Genomic DNA, 23797 nt, shown 5'->3' on the forward strand with positions numbered 1-23797 from the left:
GCAGTTACGATGAGAGCGCGCCGGGAGAGTGTTTCCGTGAGACGGGATAATACCGAGCGACGAGTCCGGCGGCGACGGCAGCCCCACACAGTATGAGCGCGTCATCTGGCCGGCCAGTGAAGACACCACCAAGGGCGAGGACGCTGCCAAGGCCCAACAGCACGGGAACCGGTCTCGAAACGCGCGCTCGGATCGCAAGCGTTCCCGCGAGATAGAGCCCGCCGAGTACGATACCGGCCAGGACATCACCCGGGTAATGAACGCCAAGTGCAACTCGTGAGAGCGCAACAAGGACAATAATGGCCACGCAGACGGCGACCCGCTGTCGACGGGAGCCACGCGTGGAATCGACCGCGACGAGCCCCCAGAAGACGGTTGCAGCGATGGCGTGTCCGCTCGGGAAACTCGAGGAGGTAAAACCCAGTCCGAGGTCGTACAGTATTGAGAGCCCGGCAGGCAGGAGGTCGGGGCCAAACGGTGGATTGGTTGCAGGACGCGGGACCGAGAACAGCGGTTTGAGTGTCACGAAAATGCCGTAGCCGCCGATAACGATGCCAGACCACGTCATCGTCCGGCGGCGATCACCGAACAGCGACGCCCAGAGCAGCCCCGGGATCACGACGTAGACGCTCCCGAGAAACGAGATGATGAGCAATGCGACCGCTAGCCAGACCGGAATCGCATTCGTGAGTCCATCGACGACCGTGCCGTCGAATAGCATTATCTTCGCTAACGAGAACAACATCAAAAAAGACTGGAGTGACTTTCTCGTGTGGAAAATCCGCTTGACGATTTATACTGACAAACGTGATACCGTTGGCTATCGGTCGCTGCGAATGGTCGGCATACCGTTGTCCAGGTTGTGCCGCCGGAACCGCGCTCCAACTCCCTGATGACGCCCCCTCCACGAAGCAAGTGATGTCGACAACGACAGCCCTCCTCGAGTCCGTTCTGGCAGTTGTTCACCTCGTAGGTATGCCCGCATTGTTTGTCATCTTCGTGCTTAAGGGAGCGCTCATTGGGAAAGTGTTTCCGACAAGTGTGTTCCTCTCGGGATACGTTGCCGTGATCGGGCCGACCTACTGGGGAGCCGTCACTATCGTCGTGTTGGTAACGGTCGCTCACGTGCTCGGACAGGGAGCCATCTTCGCGGGAAGCAGACGCTACGGAAAGGATGTCCTCTCGATGCTGCCGTATCTTCCGTTCGATCCAGCGTCACAAACGTTCCAACGGGTCGAACAGTGGTTTCACCAGTATGGCGGTGTTGCCGTGTTCGTGACGAACGTTATTCCCTGGAGTCGCGGACTAATCGCAATCCCTGCGGGGGTGAGTTCGTATCCGAGCGGACGCTATCTCGTCCACGTTGGCACCTCAACACTGCTGTATCACGCCGTCTACGTTGCCGTCCCGCTCGTTGGACTCGCACTATTTGCATGACTGTCTCACTTCGGCGAATAGTCAGCGCGACAGACCGCAGGGTAAAAGGTTGCCGACCCCGACGTGTCGCGTATGTTTGGAGGAGGCGGCGGCGGACTCAATCCGCGCAAGATGGAACAGATGATGGAACAGATGGGTATCGACGTCGAGGATATCGACGCTGAAGAGGTCATTATCCGCACCGACGAGCACGACCTCGTCTTCAGCGACGCTGAAGTCACCAAGATGGACGCCCGCGGGCAGGAAACCTACCAGATCATCGGCTCGCCCGAAGAGGTTGAATCCGGTTCTGCCGGCGGCGCTGCAGGCGGCGAATCCGAAGATTCCGGCCCGTCGATCCCCGACGACGACGTCGACCTCGTCGCAACGCGTGCCGGCGTCAGCGAGGACGACGCCCGCGCCGCACTCGAGGACAACGACGGCGACCTCGCCGCGGCAGTCGAGGACCTCGAGTAATCCCGCACGTGACGGGACGCGATACTGACGACGACAGCGCCGGCGATAGCCTCGAGAGCGAGAGCGAACACGACGGTGACCGCGTTCCCGTCTTGCTCGTGCGCGGCGACCGCGAGTTTCTCGTCCAGCCCGGCGAGGAGATGGGCACCGACCTCGGCGTCCTCGAGGTTCCCGAAGATGTCCAAGCCGGCCAGACGCTCGAGACGCACCTCGATGAGGAGTTTCAGGTGCGACGACTTCGCGGCCCGGACCTCTTTCATCACTTCGAGCGCACCGGCGCGCCGATGGTCCCGCGCGATATCGGACTGGTGATCGGTGAGACCGGCATCGCCCGCGGCGACCGCGTACTCGACGCTGGCACCGGCACTGGCGTCCTCGCGGCCATGATGGCGCGTGCCGGTGCCGAGGTCGTCACCTACGAGCGAAAGGGCGACTTTGCCGATGTAGCGCGCGAAAACATGGACCTCGGCGGCGTTTCTGACACGGTGGACGTGCGAACTGGCGATCTGCTCGAGAATCTCGACGACCTCGAGTCGTCGTCGTTCGACGTGCTGACGCTTGATACGGGCGATGCCGACGATGCAATTGCCCACGCGCCAGACCTGCTGGTCGAGGGCGGTTTCGTCGCGGTCTACAGCCCGTTCATCGAGTCGACTCGCGCTGTCGTCGAGACGGCCCGCGAGGTCGGACTCGCGAATATCCGAACCCGCGAGACCATCCAGCGCGAGATGCAGTTCGACGACCGTGGCTCGAGGCCCTCGACGGCTCCCGTGGGTCATACGGGCTATCTGACGCTCGCGCGTAACGAGTAAGCGAGACCGTACCACAGGGACGACACTATTTTGACGCGGTCGCTCGAGTCAGTAGTCATACCAATGAACGCTCGAGGAACCGTCGACGGCATCTATATCGCGCCGGATTCCGGCGAACCGATGGAATCGGTCGACACCGTCGAGGCCGTCGCCGACCGTGGCCTCCGCGGGGACCGATACTTTCGAGAGCAGGGGCTGTACGACCGACGCGAGGATCTTCCGGAGGGGACTGGCGTCACGCTCATCGAAGCCGAAGCGCTCGAGGCAGCGATGCGCGACGAAGATACGGATGTAGAGCCACAGGAAACAAGGCGGAACATTCTGACGCGAGACGTGGCGCTGAATCACCTCATTGACCGCGAGTTTCGGGTCGGAGAGGCGACACTCGTCGGTGTCCGATTGTGCGAGCCCTGCAGTTACATGGAATCGCTCGCGGAGACGACGGGTGCCGTTGAGGCGCTGGTCCATCGCGGCGGGTTGAACGCCACCATCGTAGAGTCAGGCTCGATCACAGTTGACGATGAGATCGTCTTATAAGCGCCGACACGGTTGGCGTTCGTGGCAACCCGAGCGCCAGCAGAAACGGGTGTGATCGAATGGTGCGACCGCGCTACAGCAATTGGTAGCGTGGCGACCTCAATTATCGTCTTCGCGCCACTTGTGCTCGCACTCCGTACAGATGAAAAAGCGCGTCTCTGATTCGTCGGCCGAGCGAATCTGTTGCATGTACCAGTGGGCGCGGTCATTCTCACATTCCGGACAGAGCGCATCCGTTTCTGGTAGCGACGTCTCGCCAGAGGACTCGATGACCTCACTGGCTTCCTGGTCGTCCGTGACGGTGTACTGGTCTGCGTCGCCTTTCGGCTTCGTAAAGCCGCAACTGCCACACTCCCAGATGCCGCCGTCCGCTTTCATCATCGAACCGCACTCGTCGCAAAATTCCATTAGTATCCGGCCTACGTCGGCCGACGGACTTAAACGACGCGTTTGGTGACTCCCAGAGACCCTTGAGGAGCGACGAACTCACCGTTACGTACCGCCAATCGCCTCGAGAACGGCCGGGAGTTCCGTCACGAACGCCTCGACCTCGAGATAGCCGAGTCGAAGTCGCTCGAGCGCAAGCGTCCACTCCTCGTCGCTGTCCTCGTTGATATCGTCGAGTGTGCGCTCGAGACGGGTGTCAGTCCAGTCGCGGTCCTCGATGATGACGGTACAGAGGTGGTGGACGAGCAGATGGTCGCCGTCCGCCTCGAGGCGATTCTCGAGTGTCTCGTCGGCGCTCCGGGCGGCCTCGAGGACATCTTCGCCAGTAGTCTCGAACGAGGATCGGAGTGGATCGTCATTGTTGAGGGTAGCGAGCGAGGGCATGTCCGCGAATTCCTCGAGCGTGCGTACGACTGCGTCCCGTTCGGCGATGAGGCGAACTGCGAGTGCGATTCGACCGCGGCGGCGCTCGTCTGAGCCGTCTGATCTATCAAATTCAAACGGCGTCCAGATGTCGCGTGCGTAAGACGAACGCTCGTCGTCGTAGCTGAAGTCGATAGCATCGAGACGTGTCTCGAGGTCGTCTTCGAGCGATTCGTAGCGCGACTCGAGGGTGGGAGCGGCGTCGGTTGTGGTGTCGGCCTCGTCGTGGAGATGGGCCTCGAAGTGTTCGATATCCTCGAGCAGCGCCTCGACGACAAAGACAGGGATAGATGCTCGTGCCAACTCGTCTGCCCCAATCCAGTCTGTTCGATCGGGGTCCGCATCGGACCCGTGTGCGGAGTCACCACGCTCGAGTGCGCGCCGACCCGACGCGATTGTTGTCCGAACGCCCTCGAGGTAGTCGTCGAGGTCGCCGTAGGCGGCGACAGCCCACGGGAGGTCGTCTGCGTAGTACGTGATCGCTTCGCTGACGCGTTCGTACTCGTCTTCGACAGTATCGAGTTCGTCGACGACGTCATCAGTGTCTCGGTCATTGCGCTCAACCTGGGCGAACGCCAGCGCGTGACCTGCACTCCGCAACCCGTCTCGCAAGTCCTCGAGCAGCTCGAGTCGCTCGACCGGCGTGCGGTCACTGCTGTCTGCAAATCGGTCTGCAGCATCGGAGAGAGTGTCTTCAGCGGCCTCGAGTCGCGACTGTGCCCGCCGAACCTCACGCGGGAGGTCGTTCAGTTGATCCTCGAAGTCAGGCCATGCCGCTCGAGTCTCCGCGAGTAACTCCTCGAGATCGTCTCGAGCAGTCTCGAGATGCTCATCGCTAACGGTGAGCGTCGTTTCGGTCTCGAGGGTGGGCCGGTCGCGGTCGCGAGCAGTCCGAAGGGCGTCGCGGTCGTCCCAGCGTCGGAGTCGGCGACGCTGGTGGTAGCTGCCGAGACCGAGAAGACCGCCAATACTGCCGGCGGAGAGCAGGAGGGAACGTCGGTCCATTGACTCAATTGATCAGCAGGGCGTCATAAGTCTTGTTGATAGTCTGTTCTAAATCGTAACTCTTCCAAATATGAGTGTCTCGAGGCCCGAAACGAGCGTTTTCAGAAAGGATATACCGGGGTAGGCAGATGCTTCGACAGCCATCATGCACGCAAATCGTCGCACGTTCATTCGACGCTCGTCGGCCGCAACGGCCGGACTGTTCGGCGTCGCAGCCGCGACACCAACTGCGACTGCAGACGAGCCAGCCGACGACATGGCGCTCGTCGAGGGTCAACTCAGGTACGGCGAGAGTCCCGCCGGAGACGTCACCGTTGCGTTCGACGAGGACACGTCAACCGAAACGGCGAGCAACGGGCGCTACGACCAGGAACTCGAGCCCGGCACCTACACCGTCGCAGTCGACGAAGGCGGCTACGTCGCCGACACCGAGGAGATTGAACTCGAGGCCGGCGACACGACCAGCGTCACTTTCGACCTCGAGCGCGAGTGGGGACCCGAGGAGGGCGAAATCGAAGTCGCCATCGTCGAACCCGGCGGTGGCTCGACGCTCGAGTCTCGAGTGACAATTTTTGGCAACGGCGAGACACATAGCGTCGTCGCGCCGAACGGGCGACTCCCGGATGGCGAGCGTTGGACGACCGGATTGGTCGTCCCTGAGGGCTGGTGGGAGATTCACGTCGAAGGCGTCGAGGGCTACGGCGACGGCTACGAGGAGGTCTACGTCGAGGCAGGCGAGGATGTTCGCGCGCTGATCGACCTCGCAGAACAGCCACGGCCAATCTCCAAGACGGCACTCGTCTCGGGTGAGATAACTGATGAGGACGGCGACCCCGTCGACGATGCGACGGTGCGCCTGCGCGGCGAGCGCTCGACGCGCGTCGAGACGACCGACGAAGACGGCGAGTTCGACGCCAAACTCGAGCACGGTCAGTACACGCTCGATGTCTTTGCAGATGGGTACGACCGCGCCGAGACGGACGTTGTCGCCCGGTTCGGTCGCATGGTCGAACCAGAGATCACACTCGAAACAGACTAACGACGTCTCACGGCCGGTAAAAGTGTCAAGTTTCTACTACGCTATCCTTCGCCTTCCGACTGGAACGGCTCGCCGACCGCTTCGCGCGGCAAGACGTTGTGTAACTCTGTCTTGAGATCCTCAGGCGACTCGAACTGCTCGGTTTCGCTGCGTTCGACCAGCGAGCCAAGGTTTCGCTCGCCATCAGCGAGCAACAGGGTTGTCTCCGAAAACTCTTGGACAGCGTCGTCGTTCGACGCGGGATACTCGAGGTCCGTGAGGACGGTTTCGATGCGGCTCAGTTTGACATCGGTCATAGGAATCACTACGCCAGAAAGGGGCTTGTAACTCGTTGCCGATACAAGCGACAGTCCCCGTCGGAGACGTTTCTATTCGAAACTATAAACGGACGCGCCGATGCAGTAGGGATCGATGCGAAGACTGCTCGAGTGGCTTCGAACGCCGGTTAGCTGGACGAGTTGGCTGTTCGGGGTGCTCATCGCGCAGTTTGCCGTCGACCGCCGAGTACTTGCGCTGGCGTTTGCACGGATGGCCGACGGCATCGGCAACTCGTTTCTCATTATCGTTATCCCACTGTACGTGACGAGTGAGGCCGTCGGTGGACCGACGTTTGGCCTTTCGGAGGCGATGATCATCGGGATCATCCTCTCGCTGTTTGGGTTTCTCAACAGTAGCTTTCAGCCACTAACGGGGCGGCTCTCGGATCGAACGGGGCGACGAAAGCTGTTCATCCTGATTGGATTAGGTGGACTGGCAGTGACGAATCTCGCGTACGTATTAGCAGGGAGCTACATCTCGCTGGTCGTCATCCGTGGCTTGCAGGGGATCAGCGTCTCATTTATCATCCCCGCGTCGGTCGCGCTGGTGAACGAACTCGCGACGACGGGCGACCGCGGCGGCAATATGGGCGTCTACAACACGTTCCGACTGGTTGGCTTCGGCGCAGGCCCGGTCGCCGCCGGCGCGGTGGTCAATCTCGGCCCCTACACGCTCCCCGGTGGCCTGTCGATCACGGGCTTCGACGCGGCCTTCTATATCGCCGTCGTGACCGCCGCGCTCAGCTACCTGCTCGTAACCATCCTCATCACCGACCCCGACACGACGGACGCGACCGCAGGCGCAGACCTCTCGATTGACGTCTGGGACCGCTCGGGCTCGAAGGTCTTCGATCCCATCTTCACGCTCGGGCTTGCCTCGCTGTTTATGGCCGCCTCGATTGCCCTGTTTGCGACAATCCAGCCACAGGTGAACGAACGTCTCGGGCAGGGGGCGACCTGGTTTGGCCTGCAGTTTGCGGCGTTTATCGTCGCCCAGATCGTCTTGCAGACACCGATTGGTCGGGCCTGCGACCGGTTCGGACGGCGGCCGTTCATCGTCACCGGAATGGTAATTCTGGTGCCATCGACGCTGGTGCAAGGATTCATCCTGACTCCCGAGTCGATGTTTGTCGCACGGCTTGCTCAGGGTATCGCAGGCGCGATGGTGTTCGCGCCGGCACTCGCACTCGCTGGCGACCTCGCGCCCGAGGGTGAATCCGGCTCGAAACTCTCCGTGTTGACGATGGCCTTTGGCTTTGGGATCGCCATTGGGCCGTTCTCCTCGGGCGCGCTGATCGAGTACGGCTTCCACGTGCCGTTTATTTTCGGCACCGTTCTCGCAGCGATGGGGGCTGTTCTCGTGTATACGCAGGTCGAAGAGAGCCTCGAGTCAACGGAGCCGATTCCACTGCCGTTCGTCGGGAGTGACTGACCGACCGCAGGCAAGAGCGGCGAGGGACGCAACGCAAAAGTACTGTATCCACATACGATCCGACGATGACGCTTTCGGAGGAGGCCAAAGGACGCCTGGCAGACGTGGTGGAGCTACAGCCGACGAAAAATTCCGAGCTACAGGACCGGTGGGGGGTCGAAAGCGGGAGCGAGGTTCACCAGTATCTCGAGAACGAACTGAGCGATTACTACTTTCGCGACGATAACAGCCTGATCCGGGCAACCGCGGAGGCCAACGATCTCGTCGATGTCGAACCGGGTATCGAAAGCGACCCAGACGCAGATGGCGCGCCCTCGCGCATTCGCGTGCCGGAACTACAGGCCCAGATCGTCGACGTACTCGCCGGCCCCGAAGAGGAATCGGAGAGTGTCGTCTCCGTGCTCCACAGCCTCCGCGAGGCCTACGATGTCGACCCGTCGGCTGAAGATGTCCGCTCAGGCCTCCAGAGTCTCCGCCGGAAAGACGTGGTCGAAATCGAGTACCGAACCGTCCCCACGTTCCGCCTGGCTGTCGACCGCGACGACCTCGAGGTTGCCGTTTCCAACTGAGACCTCTTACCGCCAGTTCTGGTAGCCGCTACCAGTCGAGAGCTGGTTAGCGGCGGGTGTCTGGTCCTCTTATTCGTCAGGACTCGCGTCCGCACCCGCTGGGCCTGCCTCGAGAAGTTCTGCCGTTAGATATTCGACGAACCGGTCTGGGTGTTCGGCGTGTGGTAACTGCGTCGCGTAGTCGATGACGACCAGATCGAGATCCGCCGCTCGAGAGAGATCTCGTCCGTTGCGCAGTGGCACGAGTTCTGCGTCGCGTCCCCAGACGAGCGTCGTGTCGGTCTCGAGGGCGGCCAGTTCTGTCGCGAGGTCGAATTTGGGATCGAGCGTGCCGGACGCAAAGGAGGCTGGGGCGTAGCGAGCGCCCGGCTGATGGGCGCTATCCCAGGCGTAGGCGACTTCTGCGGCGTCGATTCGGTCACTGTCGTAGTAGCCATCCCGGTCGTAAAAGTACCGCAGCGAGGGTTTGCTTGCGAGCAGATTGAATAGCGTCGTGCCGAGAAGTGGCGACCGAACGAGCGTGCGCAGCCACGGGCGCTCATCGCCGGTATCGCCGGTCGGGCAGATCAAGACGAGATGGGCGAACTCGCTTTCGTCTTCACCTGCAGCGTCGACGGCGAACGCACCGGTCAGCGAGGAGGCGACGACGATTGGTGACTCGGTGACGTCGCCCGCGAAGTCACGGATGAACTCCGCATACAGCGTCGGCGAGTAGACAAGCGGCGGGCGATTCGAGCGCCCGAATCCGGGTAGGTCAACGGCGAACACGTGATAGTCTTCGGCCAATCGCTCGAATACAGGGCTGAACTCGTTGCTGCTCGCTCCCGCGTGGACGCCATGAAGCAAGAGCATATCTGGATCGCTCGGATCGCCGGCAACGGTGTATCGTGTCTCCATCCCACGCCAGCGATACGTTCGTTCGACACCCTCGAGCGGGTTCTCGAGGTCACCTGCGCGTTTCGAAAGGAGGCGATTGCCGACGACGGCCGCACCAACGCTTCCGACCGCTGCACCGAGGACTGTTCGGGCGTTCATACCACACAGTATGGCCGCGATGGCCTTAGAACTGCGGTCAGTATCCAGCGTGTGATAGTCAACGAGTCATCGTCGTGGCCGCCTCACCGCGAAGGCTCGTCACCCTCGAGTGTCGTCTCGCCGAGGTTGCCCTCGTGCTCGCTTCTGTCCTCACTGTCGAGGTCACCCTCGAGGTCGGCCTCCGCCAGACACGCCTCGAGGTCCTCGAGAACGGCATCGGCAATCGAGTAGGGATCGGTCTCGCCCGTCCGAACGGCGTCCGCGAGGGCGTCAATCCCACCCGTACGCTCGAGTTCGGCCTCGAGCAAGCTGTTGACGTCCTCCCGAAGAAGTGTCCGAATCTCCTCGGCGTGGCGCTTGCGAGCCAGTTCCGTGCGGGTGCCCGTCGACTCGAGGAACGCCCGATGGGCCGCGAGTTCCTCGAGAAACGCCTCAATGCCCTCGCCGCTCGTTGCGACGGTTTCGACAATTGGTGGCCGCCAGCCCTCCGCATCGTTTGCGTCGTCCGGAGTGCTGTCAGCAGCCACCGTCGCAACGCCGTGGTGCCCGGAGCCGACGGTGCTCGTTCCCTCGCCAAGGTGGATCATCTCCTCGAGTTCCTGGACCGTTCGGTCGGCCCCATCGCGGTCGGCCTTGTTGACCACGAACACATCTGCGATCTCGAGGATGCCGGCTTTCAGCGTCTGGATGTCGTCGCCCGAACCCGGCGGGACGAGGACGGCGACCGTCTCTGCCGTACGGACGATGTCGATTTCGTTCTGGCCAGCGCCGACGGTCTCGATGATGATCTTGTCCTTGCCGAAGGCGTCCATCGCCTTGACCGCGTCCGCGGTGGCAGTCGACAGGCCGCCAAGCGTCCCACGGGCGCTCATCGAGCGCACGAAGACGTCCATATCCCCGACTGTAGAGGCCATTCGAATCCGGTCACCGAGCACTGCACCGCCGGTAAACGGCGAGGATGGGTCAATCGCGATAATGCCGACCGTCTCGCCCCGGTCGCGATAGGTTTCCGCGAGTTTGTCCACCAGTGTCGACTTTCCCGCACCGGGGCTGCCCGTGATTCCGATCACGTCCGCCTCGCCCGTGTGGGGGTAGAGGTCAGAGACGAGGTCCCGATAGCCCGGCGCGCGATCCTCGATCTTCGAGATGACGCGGGCCAGCGCGCGATGTTCACCCGCGAGGAGCCCCTCGAGCAGTTCGGCGTGCACACTGGCGTCGTCAGCGCCGCTCATCGCTCGGGTGCGTTCTCCCGGACGAACGCGATGGTCTCTGCAATCGACGTGCCGGGGCCGAAAATCTGGGCGACGCCCGCCGACTCGAGCGCCGGACGATCTTCCTCGGGGATGACGCCGCCGACGAGGACGAGCGTATCCTCCTTTGCGCCGTACTCTGCCAGCCCGTCCATGATCTTGGGCACGAGCGTGTCGTGTGCGCCGGAGAGGATCGAAATCCCGAGCACGTCGACGTCCTCTTGGACCGCAGCCTGAACGATCTCCTCGGGCGCGTTGTGCAGCCCCGAGTAGACAACCTCGAAGCCAGCGTCTCGAAACGCTCGAGAGATGACGTGTGCGCCCCGGTCGTGGCCGTCGAGTCCGACCTTGGCGACGAGACACCGGATCGACGCCTCCTCCTGTTCGGTACTCATAGGCCCCTGTTCACCGCCCGCCCGTTTCACGTTAACGGACACCAGTACGGCTATGAAGCCGCACCCAGCATCAATGAAGGCAAGGTTACGGATTATTTCGTTGGACAAAGATATATTCCGTACGAGTCCGTACTACTGCTATGAAAGAACCGAGCCCAGAACTGACGGTTGACGCCGGCGAACGGGCGGAACCGCCGGATTTCGATGCGCTCGAGGATCCGGCCGACCTCATCCGCGGCGAGCGAACGCGCGACGATTTCTTCGATACGGTGCTCGGATTGGACAGTCCGGCGACGGTGAGCGATATCGCCGACCGTGCTGGGCACGGCGTCGATGCAGCGAGGGAGTATCTCGAGTGGTTCGCGCGGATGGGAATTGTGGCGCAGGTCACTGACTCACCGGCGACGTACGAGCGAAACGACGGCTATCTTCGCTGGCGTCGCGTCCAGCAACTCCAGAGCCAGTACACGGTCGATGAACTCCTGTCCGCACTCGAAACGGAGCGAGCAGCTGACGAAGAGTTCACCACAACGTTCGAGGTCGACTCACCGAGCGACATCTCGATTGCCGCATACGCATCAGCAACCGACCAGCCGGTTGCGGATGTCTGGGAGGAACTTTCATCGTGGCAGACGACCCGCCGCCGAATCGATCTCCTCGAGCGTGCGCTCACGACTGATTCCGGAACGGCTACCGACGAACGCACAGCCGTATGACCGAGCGCAGCGACGACACGTGGGATCGCGACGATAGCGGCGCGCCGGTCGATTTCGACCGATTAGAGACGATTGCAGATCGACTCGAGACGAGCGGGCGGTTCGAACGCGTCGACAGTCACCCCGCGTTCGCGCCGAATCGTGTGGTCTGTGTCTACGACTCGACGTTCTACCCACCCACCGTTGAGGCGGCTCGAGTCGAGTTCATCTGGTTCAAAAACGGCGATTTCACGATTCAGTATCACGAAGACCACAGTGCAGGGACGTTCGATCACCGATGGGATCGACATCCTTCCGATCACAACGCTCGAGAGCACATCCACCCGGGACCCGACGCACCGACGCCGGGAGTCGATACGTCCCATCCCGACGATTGGCGCGATGTCCTTACAGCGGTCCTGAAAGAGATCGAGGAGCGACAGCGAGCGTTCTGGACCGAGTAATCGAACCTACAACTCGACTCGAGTCCCCTCCTCTGCCGACTCGTACACCCCCTCGGCAATCTGGACATCGGTGAGCCCGTGTCGACCGTCTGGTGCAAGCTCCATCTCAGTCAGCACCGCGGTCGCGAAGTAATCGAACTCCTCGGTGACCTCGTGGGGCGCTGCAACAGTCCCCTCGAGGTGGCTCCCGTCGACGTCAATCGTCAGGTGACAGGCGTCGTCGACGCCGAAGACGGATTCGACGACGATCCGGCCCTCGGTCCCGGTGATTGCGAACCGACTCGCGCCGGCTGAATTGAAACTCGCGGTACACGAGGCTGTCACAGCATCGGGGAACTCGAGGTGGACAGCGACGTGTTCGTCGACGCCCTCGAAGGCGGGATGGGAGTTATCCGTCGTGCCGCGGACGGCGACCGGGTCGGCGTCGAGGACGTACCGGGCGGTGTTGATCGGATAGACGCCGATATCCATCAGCACAACGCCGCCAGCGAGGTCGGGATCGAGTCGCCACTGATCCGGCCCGCCGTGCTCGAGGACGTGAAAGGAGAACTCGCCATGAACCTGAACGGGGTTGCCGATGAGGCCGTCTGCGACCTTCCGGCGAATCCAGCGGATCGAACGCGCTGCCTGCATCCGGTAGGCCGTCATCAGCGGGACGCCCGCATCCTCGCAGACCTCGACCAAACGTGCGGCGCGGTCGGCATCCGCCTCGAGTGGCTTCTCACAGAGGACGGCCTTCTCGAGGTCGGCGGCGGCGGTTTCGACGTGCGGAAGGTGGAGCGCGTTCGGCGTGACGATATAGACTGCGTCGTAATCCTCGCTGCCGACGCCGTCGCCGTACTCCTCGTAGGTGAGCGCGTGTTCGGCGTCGAACTCGCGTGCGACCTCACTGGCCTTTTCAGCGGAGCCGCTGACGACCGCCGTCGTCTCGCAGTAGTCTGATTCCTCAATACACGGCAGCGCGGTGTTTCGTGCGAACCCGCCAAGACCGATGACTGCGAATCGCAGTGGTGCGTCCGCAACAGAACGGTCCCAGTCTCGCTCGAATCGCGCCGGGAGCTCGAGTGTCATAGAGACCACGTCAAGGCGTGCCATATTGTAGGCACCGAAAGCGGGTACTTACGTCCCGACGACAGGGTACAGAAATCGTGAATGTTTACTCGAATTGTACTCATGGTCGGTGGAAACCGGCAGCAGGCGTAGCCAGTAGCCGCTATTTTATACCCCGCGCGCCAGTTGCCACCGAGCACGACAATGGTAACCAGTGAACAACGAGAGAAGCTAACGAACTTCCACAGCGCCCTGCTCAACGACGTGACCGACGAGATGGGGATCAAAGACAACGTGATTCCCTGTACGCGTCTCGAGTCGCTGTGGTCGCGCGAACCCACGGTCGGCACGGCCCACCCAGCCCAGCGCGTTGAAATCGGCTACGAGAAAGAGGGCGACGACGACGAAGACGAAGGCTCTGAATTCTTCGACTATCTCGAGGCGACCGACCCCGGCGATTTCATCGTGATGGCCGCGCCCAAAGACACGGAGGTTGGCCTCTGGGGGGAACTCCTGAGTTCGATTGTGCAAGAAAACGGCGCGGAGGGTGCGCTCATCGACGGCCCAACGCGGGATTCGCGACTGATCGAAGAACACGAGTTCCCCGTCTGGGCGGAAGGCCACAGCGCCATCGAGTCGTTCGGCCGCGTCGCCTTCCAGGAGTACGGCGTCCCCGTCGAGGTCCACGACGTGACCATCAACCCCGGCGACGTCGTCTTCGCGGACTACGAATCAATCGTCGTCATCGACCCCGATGACCTCGAGCACGTCATCGACGAGGCTGAAGACGAACTCGAGACGGAGAACAAGGTTCGCTCGGACATCCGCGACGGCGATAGCGTCTACGAGGTCTGGGATCGGTACGGGACGCTCTGATCGCTTCGTTCGGGGGCGCTCGCACGACGTGCTGATGGCGAGGCCGGTGAGCCGCTGGCTTGTCCCGCACTGGAGAAAACGGCGACTGGTGCGGGTATGTGACGATTTATATGTTGGAACCCGACAGAGGGTGACATGGAACACGAGAGTGCGCCCCGCGATGTTGCGATTACAGATATCCAGACGACGACAATCGGCGAGACCTTCGAGTGGACGCTCGTCCGCATCTACACGGACGCAGGCGTCACCGGCACCGGCGAGATGGTCCTCGGCCCGAAAGCAGACGCCTACCTCCACGAGGTCAAACCGATCATCATCGGGAAGAACCCCGTCGACATCGACGCGCGCTGTACGGAACTGTTCGACTACCTCTCTTACCGCGGCGGGATCAACGGCATCGGCGTCACCGCGATTTCGGGGATCGATCTCGCGCTGCACGATCTCGCTGGGAAACTGCTCGAGGTGCCCGCTCACCAACTTCTCGGCGGGAAACACCGCGAGGACGTTCGCGTCTACTGTGACGTCCACGCGGGCGAGCACCTCCACGAGGCCGACGGCGAGCCTGACGAGGATCCCTACGATCCCGAAGCCTACGCTGGGGCGGCCGAAGCAGTCGTCGACGAAGGCTGGGACGCGATCAAGTTCGACCTCGACAGCCCCGACAAGCACGTTCAAGATCCGAAAAACAAGCACCTGAACGCTCGAGCAATCGACTTCCGCGCCTCCATCGTCGAGGCCGTCACCGAACGCGTCGGTGACCGCGCGGACATCGCCTTCGACTGCCACTGGAGCTGGACCGGCGACACCGTCCGCCGACTCGCCTCGGCTGTCGAAGACTACGACGTCTGGTGGCTCGAGGACACTGTCCCGCCGGAAAATCACGACGTACAGGAGTACGTCACCCACAACACGGACACTACCATCGCCGCGGGTGAGAACATCTACCGCGTTGAGGGCGCGCGCCAGTTAGTCGAGAATCAAGGCCTCGATATCATCCACCCTGACGTGCCCAAAAACGGCGGCATGCTCGAGACGAAAAAGATCGCGAACATCGCGAAAGCCTACTACATCCCGCTCGCGCTGCACAACGTCGCCTCGCCGGTCGGGACGATGGCCAGCGCCCACGTCGGCGCTTCAGCCTCGAACTTCCTCGCACTCGAGTACCACGCCCGCGACGTGGACTGGTGGGACGATGTGGTCGAAGAGGACATTCTCGAGCCGGGCCGGATCGAGGTGCCGGATGAGCCGGGTCTCGGCGTCGAAGTTGATCTCGACGTGGTTGCAGCGCATATGAAAGAAGGCGAGGAACTCATCGACGAAGCGTAGCCAGTCTCTGCATCGGTTTCGGTTATTACCAAAGCTTAATCCATTTGATGTTTTATCGGCGATAGTCACTATGGTCTCCCGCCGTCCCAACAGAAGTCGGCTTCAGTCGTCGGACTCGTTGACGGACTCGGTTTCGGTATCGTCCGCGTTCTCGTCTTCCGCATCGGACGAATCGTCACCCCTCGATTCCACCGCGGCGTCGTCGGGCGCGTCCTCCGTGTTTTCTTCGCCTGTAGGGCCGACGCAGCCGCCGAGTGATGCGGAAATGGCACCAGTGGCCGTAACGAGAAGTGTTCGACGGTTCATAGAACTCGAGTGATCGGTTTATTGATAAGTGCTTTCTGATTCCCAAGAGTGCGACCGCGTTGAGGGTCCATCGCCGAGTCAGGCATCGAAATTCTCGTCCCACTCGAGTCCGGTCCCCACTGCAGTCGCACCACCATCGACGAGGAGGTTCTCACCAGTAATGAACGACGCTTCGTCGGATGCAAGAAACAGGATCGCATCAGCGATTTCGCGTGGCTCGGCGGCTCGCTTCAGGATTCCCGGCCCGTCCGGGTTCGGGGTAGTCTCTTCCTCGAGCATGGCTTCAGCTTCGTCCTCGTCCTCTGGCAGGTGATAGTCGGTGACGACCCAGCCCGGCGAGACGGCGTTGACGCGGATGCCGTCGCTTGCGTGATCGCAGGCCATGTCCTTGGTCATCGCGACGACTGCGCCCTTCGTCGAGTCGTACTGTGCCCAGTCGGGTCGGGCGAGGCCCGCACCGACCGAGGCGACGTTGACGACCGCGCCGCCGTCGTCCATGAGCGGAATACAGTGTTTCGAGCAGAAGGCGACGCCCTTCTGGTTCACAGCGAGGATGCGGTCCCAACTTGCTTCGTCTGCCTCGGTGACCGGCATTGGATCGACGCGGATAGCCGCGTTGTTCACGAGGATGTCGACGCGGCCAAATCGGTCGGCGACCGTCGCCGCCATGGACTCGACTGCGGCTTCCGAACCGACGTCAGCCTCGAGACCCAGTGCTGTCTGACCCGTCGCATCGGTAACCTCCTCGGCTGTCGCCTGTGCTTCGTTGCCGTCTCGGTCGACCACGACGACCGTTGCGCCCTCCTCGGCGAGGCGATGGCAGGTCGCTTCACCGATGCCGCGTGCGCCGCCCGTGACGACCGCAACCGCGTTCGCAATACGTGCTGTCATAGCCGTCGCATCGCCCCCCGGAACCGTCATCCTTGGGGCACCGGCCGATACTGATCGGGCTTCCGAAGCGCCAATTCTTTGATAAGCGGCCACGATCCGTGAGAGAAAGTTCCCTGAACCAAAGGCTAAAGAGCGAAACGACCGAACATTCTCCCAATGACTATCGTTCGTCTATTGCGGAGGGATCTCTCGTGGGCGTTGAGATAAAAGAAACCAGGGTCACCGACGCCGAATACGAGGCAATGAAGCAGTTCGTCTTCGAGTATCTCGCGGCTAGCGTCGAGAAAGAAGAAGAAGGCGGGCGCATGCGCTGGTACCCGTGGCACTCCGCGGAGTACCGGCACAACCACATCCTCAACGTGGTCGACCTCTCCAAGGAGATCGCCCGCGAGGAAGGCGCAGACGTCGACGTCACCCGCGTCGCCGCCCTCTTTCACGACGTCGCGAAACTCGAGACCGACCAAGAGCTGCACGCCGAAGCTGGTGCTCGCGTCGCTCGTGAGTACCTCGAGTCCCGTGTCGACTACCCTGAATCGTTCATCACCCAGGTGTGTCGTGCGATTGAACAGCACTCCTATCAGGGCGACTTAAACGACGTCGCACTCGAGACGCAGTGTCTCATCGAGGCGGACATGCTCGATAAGGTCGGTGCGAACGGCACCGCGCTCATGCTGTTGCGGATGGGCTATGAAGCCCGCACGCACATGGACTCCAACGAGATGGTCGACCGCGTCCTCGAACGTGGCTACGACGCCGCCTCGCGCGTCCAGAGCGACACCGCCGAAGGAATCGCCCACCAGCGCCTCAAGCGCGTCAAGTGGTTCAGCGAGTGGCTCGAGGACGAAATCGCGGGCATGGGCTAACCGCCGAACCCGTAGTCACAACTGCCGACCAACGCATTTTGTTTTTTCACAGCAGCGAGAGGGTTCCAATACCGAGAAACAGCGCTCCGAAACCGGCGAGGACGACGCCACTGAGCGCAGCAATCACCGGCGCGAGCGCATCAACGCGGCGTCCGGCCGCAGCCAGCGCAGCCGGATACGCGATGATCCAGACCACGATGCCACCGAAAAAGCCAGTGATCAGCGCGGGCGACCCCGTCTCAACGACCAGCATGCCGCTAAGCGAGTCGCCGACGGTGGGAACGTGTGCGAAGACGTCGAGCGTCCCCGACTCGAGTAAGCCGACGCCGACGGTGAGCCAGAAGCCGATCTGGTAGGGGTTGGTCAGCGAGAGCGCGAACGTCTTGCGAAAGCCCTTGGAGGAGCCGTTGTTCTCGCCGATAAACGAGGCGGTCGACCGGGCGTCCTCGAGTGCGCCGATGGCGAAGTAGAGCATAAGCACGCCACCGATGAGATAGAGAATTGACCGGATCACCGGGATGCGGTCGATGACGGTGACGACGCCGGCAAGCACAAGGACGAAAAAGAGCACGTCTGCGAGCATCGCGCCGGCACCCGCCCAGAAGCCGGCCAGCCAGCCTCGGATGACGCTCTCTTCGGCAATAATGGCGTTCATCGGGCCCGGCGGGGCCGCAATCGCGAGTCCGAAGACGACGCCCGCAAGCGCCGTTGCAACGAGGGAAACAGACACGGTTCTCACCCTCGAGTCCGCACTCAGCGGGCAAAAGGACAGCGACCGCGCGGTCGCGCTTGCGAGTGACAGCGGTCCGTTTCAGTTTTCGACTTCGAGTTCCGGCTCGAGTTCGAGTCGCCGGCGGTGAGCGCTACGCCACTGTCTGTAGCCGTAATAGACGATTGCACAGACGATGCCGACGCCGACGGCAACCGATAGGCACAAAACGGCGATGAGCGGGTCGGAAAGCGACGCCATCGGTTCCTGTGGGAAGCGATCAGCAGCCTGTTGCTGTGCAGGCGAGAGGCCAGCGATGAACACGCGATAGGAGAGATACAGCGCGCTTGCGAGCCAGAGGAGGAAGACGCCCTGTGCGAGGAGCCAGCCCACTCGGTGGGTCGTCGGCGTCGGGTTCTCGACCTCGGTCATCTGCTCACCGTTCGGATCATGTCTCGCGGATGCTCATCCCGACCGGACCGTATGCTTTGTGGATTGCCCGGGGACTCTTTTCGCTGGACGATGTAGTGGTGGTATGACCGCTGTCACCGCGTCCCAGAATCACTGTGTACCTCGGAGGTGGCGTCGTGAATCGTCGTGAGGCCCTTGCCGGCGTCGCGAGCGTCGGCGTCCTCGGCGGAAGCGCCGTCGTGCTCTGGCGTGGACTGCCATTCGGGGAGGAGAGAGACATTCCATCCGAGTCAGCGACGGACTCCGCTGGGGACGACAGCGACGGCGACACCAGCGACTCGAGCGGCCCACTCGAACTCGAGACGCTCGAGGCACCGGGGAGCGAGTCGGGGACGCTGACGGTTCCGAACGACGGGCTGACACTCGCGATGTTCTTTTCGCCGGTCTGTTCGCGCTGTCGGTCGCTGATGCCGAACATGGCCGACGCACAGGAACGTCTCAGCGACCAGTACGGTGACGAACTCACCGTCGTCTCAGTGACGGGCCAGCAGTCGCCGGACCAGTTGCAAGAGTGGTGGGTCGACCACGACGGCGACTGGACGCTCGCCTACGATGACGGCCGTGACCTCACCAATCGCTACGATGTCGTCACCCACCCGGTCCTCATCGCCATCGACGACACCGGAGCCATCCAGTGGGAGGCAGAGGGCGTTCTCGAGGCCGACCGGATCGTCAGCAGCGTCGAGCGGGTCCTCGAGAGTGATTCAGATGCTGACACTGACGACGTTGTTTCAGATGCTGACGACGACGCCGGAGAAACTGAATCGGAAACCGATGGAAACGAGACTGATCACGAGCACTGACGGCGCCTACGGAAAATCAGCCCGTCTCAGGCTTCAGCCTGCCAGTTGCGAATCCGGTCCGCACTGACGCCGTCGACGCTCTCGGCGACGGCGTCGGGGTCGGCGTCGCTCAGATCAGACAAGCTCTCGATACCTGCCGCGACGAGCTTTTCGACGGTTTTTGCGCCGACGCCCTCGAGCGCCTCGAGATCAGAGCCGGAGTCGCTTTCGCGGGCCTGGAACTCCTGATAGTTACAGATCGGACAACCCAGTTCCCAGGGTTCGTCGCCGCTGTGGACCAGCAGTTCGGGGAGATCGTGTTCCTCGCAGCGCTCGTCGGTGACTTCGATGTCGCCGCGTCGAGGCAGCGGCAGAGAGTACTCGCAGTCGGGATAGCGCGTACAGCCGACGAGTCGAGAGCCACTCTGGAGGGTTTTGACGGCGAGTTCGCCGTCGTGTTCATCTCCGCAGTCTGGACACGCACCCAGAACAGGCCCTTCGCCCGCATCTTCGGCCTTACAGAGCGGGCAGCCGTGGACGAACGTCTGGCGACCCGCGAGCATCTTCACCTCGTTCAGGCCGTGCTCGTCGCACTCGTCCTCGAGGATGAGCGGCTTGCCAGTCGAGGGCAGCGGCAGGGTGTTCTCACAGTCGGGATAGCCGTCACAGCCGATGAAGTACGAGCCGTGGCGGCTGTTTCGCACGAGCAGGTCCTCGCCGCAGTCGGGACACGGCCCGAGTCGCTTGTCGTCTTTGAGCGACTTGCGCAGGTGATCGCCGATTTCGTCGCGCGACTCCGCGAGATTCGCGAAGATTTCTTCCAGCATCTCGCGAGATTCGTCGGTCACGTCCTCGAGTCCGGCCTCGCCGCTGGCGATGGCGTCCATGTCGGCCTCGAGTTGGGCCGTCATGCCCTCGCTGACGACGCGGTCGGCGTAGTTCTCCGCGGCGTCAACGACCGCCATCGCGAGTTTGGTGGGTCGCGGTGGATCACTCTCGATGTAGCCCCGGTCGTACAGTTTCTCGAGGGTGTTGTGCCTGGTCGAGTTATGAACGACGATACCACCTTCGATTGCAAAATTTGGTGCTGCATCGGAAACGGTAAGATCGTACACCGCTCCGTCGTAGTCACGCTCGCTTAGATCGGTGACTGTCGTCGACGACGGCAGGCCGAGGAGTGTCGCGTATATCGACGATTTGAAGCCGTCAGCGGTATATCGGAACGTCCTGTTTCCGTCGTGACTCCGATTGCTCCCCTCAATCTCGGTTTCAATATACTCGTCCTCCTTGAGTTCGGACACGGTGGTTTGTGCCAGCGGCTGTGAAATCTCGAGTTCGTCGGCAATTTCATCGGTCGTGAGCGCTCGATCGGCGAGCGTTGCAAGCAGTTCAGCTTTTCGCTCAGTAACGGGATATGCGCGCAGTGAATCGAGCCCGCGATGGAATTTCCAGTCACAAGAGATCGGAACGGTATCGAGGAACCGCTCGAGAGTGCGACGACCACGAATGTGTAGTTTGTGCTGGCCTGCGGCGAGTTTCGTTTCAATATCCAACGCCGAGAGCAGTTGTTGAACTGCGCCCAGCAAATCGTGATCGGTATTTGAGATAAACGCCTTCCGATCGGTGGAGAGGTGTCCTTCGTCGTCGAACAGCGCGCCAATAAACCACGGAGCGTATACCGTCGGAACGTTCGGTACACCGTCGGTTGATACCTCTTCGAGAACAACGTGGAGAATGCGACCGACCGCTGCGGGAACGTTCGCCTGATATCTCGTTTTATGATGGGTCTTCCGACCAGGTTGTTCGGTTATAGTGGGACGAACGCCGAACACGGACTCGATATCCGTGGCGAATCGCTCGATCAATCGACGGTCCGTGTTGTGGTACCGGATGTCGACGACGTTCTCGGTTTCGTCGACGTACACTGATCCGTCACCGAGCAGATTGCCAAGTAGTCGAGCGAGCGCGGGACTCCACTGAATCGGGAAGGGGTTCTCGAACGTAACGTCGTTGTTCAATCCGTGAAGCCCGTCGGGCTCAATGCCGAGTTCACCGAGAATCCACACGGGAACGTCCCGATGATCGTTCTCGAATTCGCTGATGTGGCTCCGATCGGCACCGACCGTTGCTGCAAGTTCACGCTGGGTCTGTCCAGTCCGTTCTCGATACGCGGCGAGCGCGTCGTTCGCACCGGTCCCATACAGTTTCGAATCGACGGTGCAGTTGGCAGCGAACGTCCCCCAACTGACGGCAACCGGCCCGTCGTCTGCTGCGTACTCCGTCGGGTCGCTGCGGACAGTAAGTAACTCCTCACCTGGTTCGATTGCTTTCGCAGGACGAACGTCGAATCCATCCTCGGTAGTGACGTACAGGGGATGATCGTCCGTCACCGAGAACGTTCCCGCTGGCGTCACGATATCGAGAACGCGTTCGTCGTCACCGAGCGGTCGCTCGCTTACGAGCGTCGTCTCTTGGTCTTCAACGAGACCGGTTTGTTCATTAAGCGACAGTGTCGTCGGTGTTTCCGATGTCGTCGCAATATTGGTATCGCCATCGGCCATGACGACCTGACCGCTCTCAAAGAGTTCCTGTACCGGTGAGCGAACGATTTCGACATCGGATCGATGGAGAACGGTCGTGTCCGCGGTGAGACATTTCGTCCCAATCCCCATGTCCTCCATGGTCTCGATGAGCCGCGACTGGCCGTATCGGCGAGGTGGCTGGGTCTCTTTGTCCTCGAGTTCGACATCGGTGAGTGCGAGTTCCTCGCCTTCGTCGACGTCAGGGACGTAGTTCTCGCTGGTGTTGAAGTACGGGTAGACGTCGTGGTAGCCGGCCTCGACGAGGCGTTTGCCGTTTGCCTTGAGCCGGCAGTCGGCGGCCTCGGAGACGACTTTGAGGTGCTCCCAAATCGCCGGATCAGCGACGGTCGCGTAGAATCGGCGAACGACCAGTTCGTACACTTCCCACTCGTCGTCGCTTACGTCGCCGCCGCGGGCAGGAATCTCGCCAGTCGGATGAATTGGCGGGTGGTCGGTCGTCTCCTCATCGCCCTCGGTTGGCTCGATTTCGTCGGCCTCGAGAAGATCCTCAGCAGATTCGCCGAGCGTCGGATGGCCGACGAAGTCATCGAGCAGTTCCTCGGGGTCGAGGTCGTCGGGGTAGACGGTGTTGTCGGTTCGCGGGTAGGTGATGTAGCCGGCGGTGTAGAGGTCCTCGGCGATGGACATCGCGCGCTGGGCGGAGTAGCCCAGTGAGCCGGCTGCGCGGATGAATTGAGTGGTGTTGAACGGCGTCGGTGGGTCGTCGGTCCGCGTACGGCGGTTGACGTCGACGACGGTCGCGGAATCGTTCTCGGAGAGTGTTTCGTAGACCTCCTTGGCAGTGGCTTCGTCCCAGACGCGCTCGGCCTCGTTGTCGTCTTCGTCGCGGTAGAAGTACTGGGATTCGAAGCTGGTCTCATCCTTATGCAGGTCGGCAAACAACTCCCAGTAGGACTCAGGATCGAACGCTTGAATCTCGCGTTCGCGGTCGACAATCAACTTGAGCGTCGGCGACTGCACCCGGCCGACGGAGATGAAGTCGTTGCCGAGTTGGCCGGCAGAGAGCGAGAGAAATCGCGTGAGTGCAGCGCCCCAGACGAGGTCGATAATCTGGCGTGCCTCGCCTGCGGCGGCGAGGTCGAAATCAAGCTCGTCAGGGTTGTTGAATGCGTCTTGGACCTCGTTTTCCGTGATCGAGGAGAACCGAACCCGTCGAATTGGGACATCTTCGTTGACCTCGCGGACGATCTCGTAGGCCTCCTTGCCGATGAGTTCGCCCTCGCGGTCGTAGTCTGTCGCAATCGTCGCCGTCGTCGCTTTGCGCGAGAGAATCCGCAACGTTGCGACGATGTTCTCTTTGGTCGCTTTCTTCTCGACGCTGGCGTCGATCAGTTCGACAGGTTCGACGTCGCGCCAGTCCGAATACTCCGATGGGAAATCGACACCGACGACGTGGCCCGACAGCCCCACGCAGCGTTTGCCACCCCACTCGTAGATGTTGACGCCGTTCTCGCGACTCGAGTCGTACGTCCCACCTGAGAGGATGTCTGCGATTCGTCGTGCAGCGTTTTCCTTCTCGGTGATGATCAGTTCCACAGCGACTCACCCCCGTGAGGGCAGGCCCCCGTCGTCGGCGCTGACACAGTCGGAAGCACTCGACGAGTCAG

Annotated in this window: 25 protein-coding genes and 3 pseudogenes; 13 read left to right on the plus strand and 15 right to left on the minus strand. The window is 61.7% G+C overall.

Features of this window, described 5'->3' with window-relative positions; translation table 11 throughout:
* Nucleotides 1-4: 4 nt before the first annotated feature.
* Complete coding sequence (locus tag G6M89_RS12885) at nucleotides 5-721, minus strand: phosphatase PAP2 family protein (protein WP_165162252.1); 717 nt, start codon at nucleotides 719-721, stop codon at nucleotides 5-7.
* A gap of 197 nt (nucleotides 722-918) precedes the next feature.
* Here G6M89_RS12885 and G6M89_RS12890 point away from each other — a divergent pair, with 197 nt between their 5' ends.
* The 4 genes from G6M89_RS12890 (at nucleotide 919) to G6M89_RS12905 (ending at nucleotide 3242) form a co-directional block, all read left to right on the plus strand.
* Nucleotides 919-1437, plus strand: coding sequence for a DedA family protein (locus G6M89_RS12890; protein ID WP_165162253.1), 519 nt, complete (start codon nucleotides 919-921; stop codon nucleotides 1435-1437).
* Between the two features lie 72 nt (nucleotides 1438-1509).
* Nucleotides 1510-1893, plus strand: a complete 384-nt coding sequence (locus G6M89_RS12895; protein ID WP_165162254.1) for a nascent polypeptide-associated complex protein — start codon at nucleotides 1510-1512, stop codon at nucleotides 1891-1893.
* A gap of 8 nt (nucleotides 1894-1901) precedes the next feature.
* Nucleotides 1902-2705: a methyltransferase domain-containing protein gene (locus G6M89_RS12900; protein ID WP_343162644.1), complete on the plus strand. Its 804-nt coding sequence runs from the start codon at nucleotides 1902-1904 to the stop codon at nucleotides 2703-2705.
* Between the two features lie 63 nt (nucleotides 2706-2768).
* Nucleotides 2769-3242: an MOSC domain-containing protein gene (locus tag G6M89_RS12905; RefSeq protein ID WP_165162255.1), complete on the plus strand. Its 474-nt coding sequence runs from the start codon at nucleotides 2769-2771 to the stop codon at nucleotides 3240-3242.
* Nucleotides 3243-3341: 99 nt separating this feature from the next.
* On the opposite strand, the gene G6M89_RS12910 is transcribed toward G6M89_RS12905, so the two are convergent.
* Together G6M89_RS12910 and G6M89_RS12915 are read right to left on the minus strand one after the other, a co-directional pair.
* The gene (locus G6M89_RS12910; RefSeq protein ID WP_165162256.1) at nucleotides 3342-3650 is read right to left on the minus strand and encodes a transcription factor S; all 309 of its coding nucleotides are present in this window, start codon (nucleotides 3648-3650) and stop codon (nucleotides 3342-3344) included.
* Between the two features lie 84 nt (nucleotides 3651-3734).
* Complete coding sequence (locus G6M89_RS12915) at nucleotides 3735-5117, minus strand: hypothetical protein (RefSeq protein WP_165162257.1); 1383 nt, start codon at nucleotides 5115-5117, stop codon at nucleotides 3735-3737.
* A gap of 145 nt (nucleotides 5118-5262) precedes the next feature.
* Between G6M89_RS12915 and G6M89_RS12920 the strand changes: the two genes are divergently transcribed.
* On the plus strand, nucleotides 5263-6156 hold the full coding sequence (locus G6M89_RS12920; protein ID WP_165162258.1) for a carboxypeptidase-like regulatory domain-containing protein: 894 nt from the start codon (nucleotides 5263-5265) through the stop codon (nucleotides 6154-6156).
* Between the two features lie 41 nt (nucleotides 6157-6197).
* Here G6M89_RS12920 and G6M89_RS12925 read toward each other — a convergent pair whose 3' ends face one another.
* Entirely contained in the window at nucleotides 6198-6452 is a 255-nt protein-coding gene (locus G6M89_RS12925; RefSeq protein ID WP_165162259.1) for a hypothetical protein, read from the minus strand.
* A 115-nt stretch (nucleotides 6453-6567) separates the two neighbouring features.
* Between G6M89_RS12925 and G6M89_RS12930 the strand changes: the two genes are divergently transcribed.
* Both G6M89_RS12930 and G6M89_RS12935 read left to right on the plus strand, forming a co-directional pair.
* Entirely contained in the window at nucleotides 6568-7905 is a 1338-nt protein-coding gene (locus tag G6M89_RS12930; protein ID WP_165162260.1) for an MFS transporter, read from the plus strand.
* Between the two features lie 65 nt (nucleotides 7906-7970).
* Nucleotides 7971-8474, plus strand: coding sequence for a DUF5797 family protein (locus G6M89_RS12935; RefSeq protein WP_165162261.1), 504 nt, complete (start codon nucleotides 7971-7973; stop codon nucleotides 8472-8474).
* Nucleotides 8475-8543: 69 nt separating this feature from the next.
* Here G6M89_RS12935 and G6M89_RS12940 read toward each other — a convergent pair whose 3' ends face one another.
* The 3 genes from G6M89_RS12940 to G6M89_RS12950 form a co-directional block, all read right to left on the minus strand.
* A complete protein-coding gene (locus G6M89_RS12940) occupies nucleotides 8544-9509 on the minus strand; it encodes an alpha/beta fold hydrolase (RefSeq protein WP_165162262.1) in 966 nt (321 codons plus the stop codon).
* An 83-nt stretch (nucleotides 9510-9592) separates the two neighbouring features.
* Complete coding sequence (meaB, locus tag G6M89_RS12945; RefSeq protein WP_165162263.1) at nucleotides 9593-10741, minus strand: methylmalonyl Co-A mutase-associated GTPase MeaB; 1149 nt, start codon at nucleotides 10739-10741, stop codon at nucleotides 9593-9595.
* On the minus strand, nucleotides 10738-11154 hold the full coding sequence (locus G6M89_RS12950; protein ID WP_165162264.1) for a cobalamin B12-binding domain-containing protein: 417 nt from the start codon (nucleotides 11152-11154) through the stop codon (nucleotides 10738-10740). The genes meaB and G6M89_RS12950 overlap by 4 nt, the downstream gene beginning before the upstream one ends.
* A gap of 140 nt (nucleotides 11155-11294) precedes the next feature.
* On the opposite strand from G6M89_RS12950, the gene G6M89_RS12955 reads away from it, so the two are divergent.
* Both G6M89_RS12955 and G6M89_RS12960 read left to right on the plus strand, forming a co-directional pair.
* A complete protein-coding gene (locus G6M89_RS12955) occupies nucleotides 11295-11870 on the plus strand; it encodes a hypothetical protein (protein ID WP_165162265.1) in 576 nt (191 codons plus the stop codon).
* A complete protein-coding gene (locus tag G6M89_RS12960; RefSeq protein WP_165162266.1) occupies nucleotides 11867-12313 on the plus strand; it encodes a hypothetical protein in 447 nt (148 codons plus the stop codon). The genes G6M89_RS12955 and G6M89_RS12960 overlap by 4 nt, the downstream gene beginning before the upstream one ends.
* Before the next feature lie 6 nt (nucleotides 12314-12319).
* Here G6M89_RS12960 and gfo6 read toward each other — a convergent pair whose 3' ends face one another.
* Nucleotides 12320-13384, minus strand: a complete 1065-nt coding sequence (gene gfo6, locus G6M89_RS12965) for a D-xylose 1-dehydrogenase Gfo6 (protein ID WP_165162267.1) — start codon at nucleotides 13382-13384, stop codon at nucleotides 12320-12322.
* A gap of 183 nt (nucleotides 13385-13567) precedes the next feature.
* Between gfo6 and G6M89_RS12970 the strand changes: the two genes are divergently transcribed.
* Entirely contained in the window at nucleotides 13568-14239 is a 672-nt protein-coding gene (locus tag G6M89_RS12970) for an RraA family protein (protein ID WP_165162268.1), read from the plus strand.
* A 135-nt stretch (nucleotides 14240-14374) separates the two neighbouring features.
* Entirely contained in the window at nucleotides 14375-15565 is a 1191-nt protein-coding gene (locus G6M89_RS12975; protein WP_165162269.1) for a mandelate racemase/muconate lactonizing enzyme family protein, read from the plus strand.
* A 102-nt stretch (nucleotides 15566-15667) separates the two neighbouring features.
* Here the strand turns inward: G6M89_RS12975 and G6M89_RS12980 are convergent, their stop codons facing one another.
* Both G6M89_RS12980 and G6M89_RS12985 read right to left on the minus strand, forming a co-directional pair.
* Nucleotides 15668-15871, minus strand: coding sequence for a hypothetical protein (locus G6M89_RS12980; protein WP_165162270.1), 204 nt, complete (start codon nucleotides 15869-15871; stop codon nucleotides 15668-15670).
* A 78-nt stretch (nucleotides 15872-15949) separates the two neighbouring features.
* Nucleotides 15950-16762 carry an SDR family NAD(P)-dependent oxidoreductase gene (locus G6M89_RS12985; RefSeq protein ID WP_165162271.1) on the minus strand — a complete coding sequence of 271 codons (813 nt, stop codon included), beginning with the start codon at nucleotides 16760-16762 and terminating at the stop codon, nucleotides 15950-15952.
* Nucleotides 16763-16953: 191 nt separating this feature from the next.
* On the opposite strand from G6M89_RS12985, the gene G6M89_RS12990 reads away from it, so the two are divergent.
* On the plus strand, nucleotides 16954-17625 hold the full coding sequence (locus G6M89_RS12990; RefSeq protein ID WP_165162272.1) for an HD domain-containing protein: 672 nt from the start codon (nucleotides 16954-16956) through the stop codon (nucleotides 17623-17625).
* 46 nt (nucleotides 17626-17671) lie between these two features.
* Here G6M89_RS12990 and G6M89_RS12995 read toward each other — a convergent pair whose 3' ends face one another.
* Together G6M89_RS12995 and G6M89_RS13000 are read right to left on the minus strand one after the other, a co-directional pair.
* On the minus strand, nucleotides 17672-18355 hold the full coding sequence (locus G6M89_RS12995; protein ID WP_343162645.1) for a LysE family transporter: 684 nt from the start codon (nucleotides 18353-18355) through the stop codon (nucleotides 17672-17674).
* 81 nt (nucleotides 18356-18436) lie between these two features.
* Nucleotides 18437-18766 (minus strand): hypothetical protein, encoded by a 330-nt coding sequence (locus tag G6M89_RS13000; protein ID WP_165162273.1) that lies wholly within the window; start codon nucleotides 18764-18766, stop codon nucleotides 18437-18439.
* A gap of 155 nt (nucleotides 18767-18921) precedes the next feature.
* Here G6M89_RS13000 and G6M89_RS13005 point away from each other — a divergent pair, with 155 nt between their 5' ends.
* Nucleotides 18922-19608, plus strand: coding sequence for a redoxin domain-containing protein (locus G6M89_RS13005; protein WP_165162274.1), 687 nt, complete (start codon nucleotides 18922-18924; stop codon nucleotides 19606-19608).
* A gap of 26 nt (nucleotides 19609-19634) precedes the next feature.
* On the opposite strand, the pseudogene G6M89_RS22765 reads toward G6M89_RS13005, so the two are convergent.
* From G6M89_RS22765 to G6M89_RS22775, 3 pseudogenes are all read right to left on the minus strand, one after another.
* Nucleotides 19635-20633 (minus strand): annotated as a pseudogene (locus G6M89_RS22765) (topoisomerase DNA-binding C4 zinc finger domain-containing protein); the annotation flags it as partial.
* 3 nt (nucleotides 20634-20636) lie between these two features.
* Nucleotides 20637-22148 (minus strand): annotated as a pseudogene (locus G6M89_RS22770) (LAGLIDADG family homing endonuclease); the annotation flags it as partial.
* Nucleotides 22149-22223: 75 nt separating this feature from the next.
* Nucleotides 22224-23726: pseudogene (locus tag G6M89_RS22775) on the minus strand (DNA topoisomerase I); the annotation flags it as partial.
* Nucleotides 23727-23797 lie beyond the last annotated feature (71 nt).

Source organism: Natronolimnobius sp. AArcel1 (assembly GCF_011043775.1).
Lineage (GTDB): Archaea > Halobacteriota > Halobacteria > Halobacteriales > Natrialbaceae > Natronolimnobius.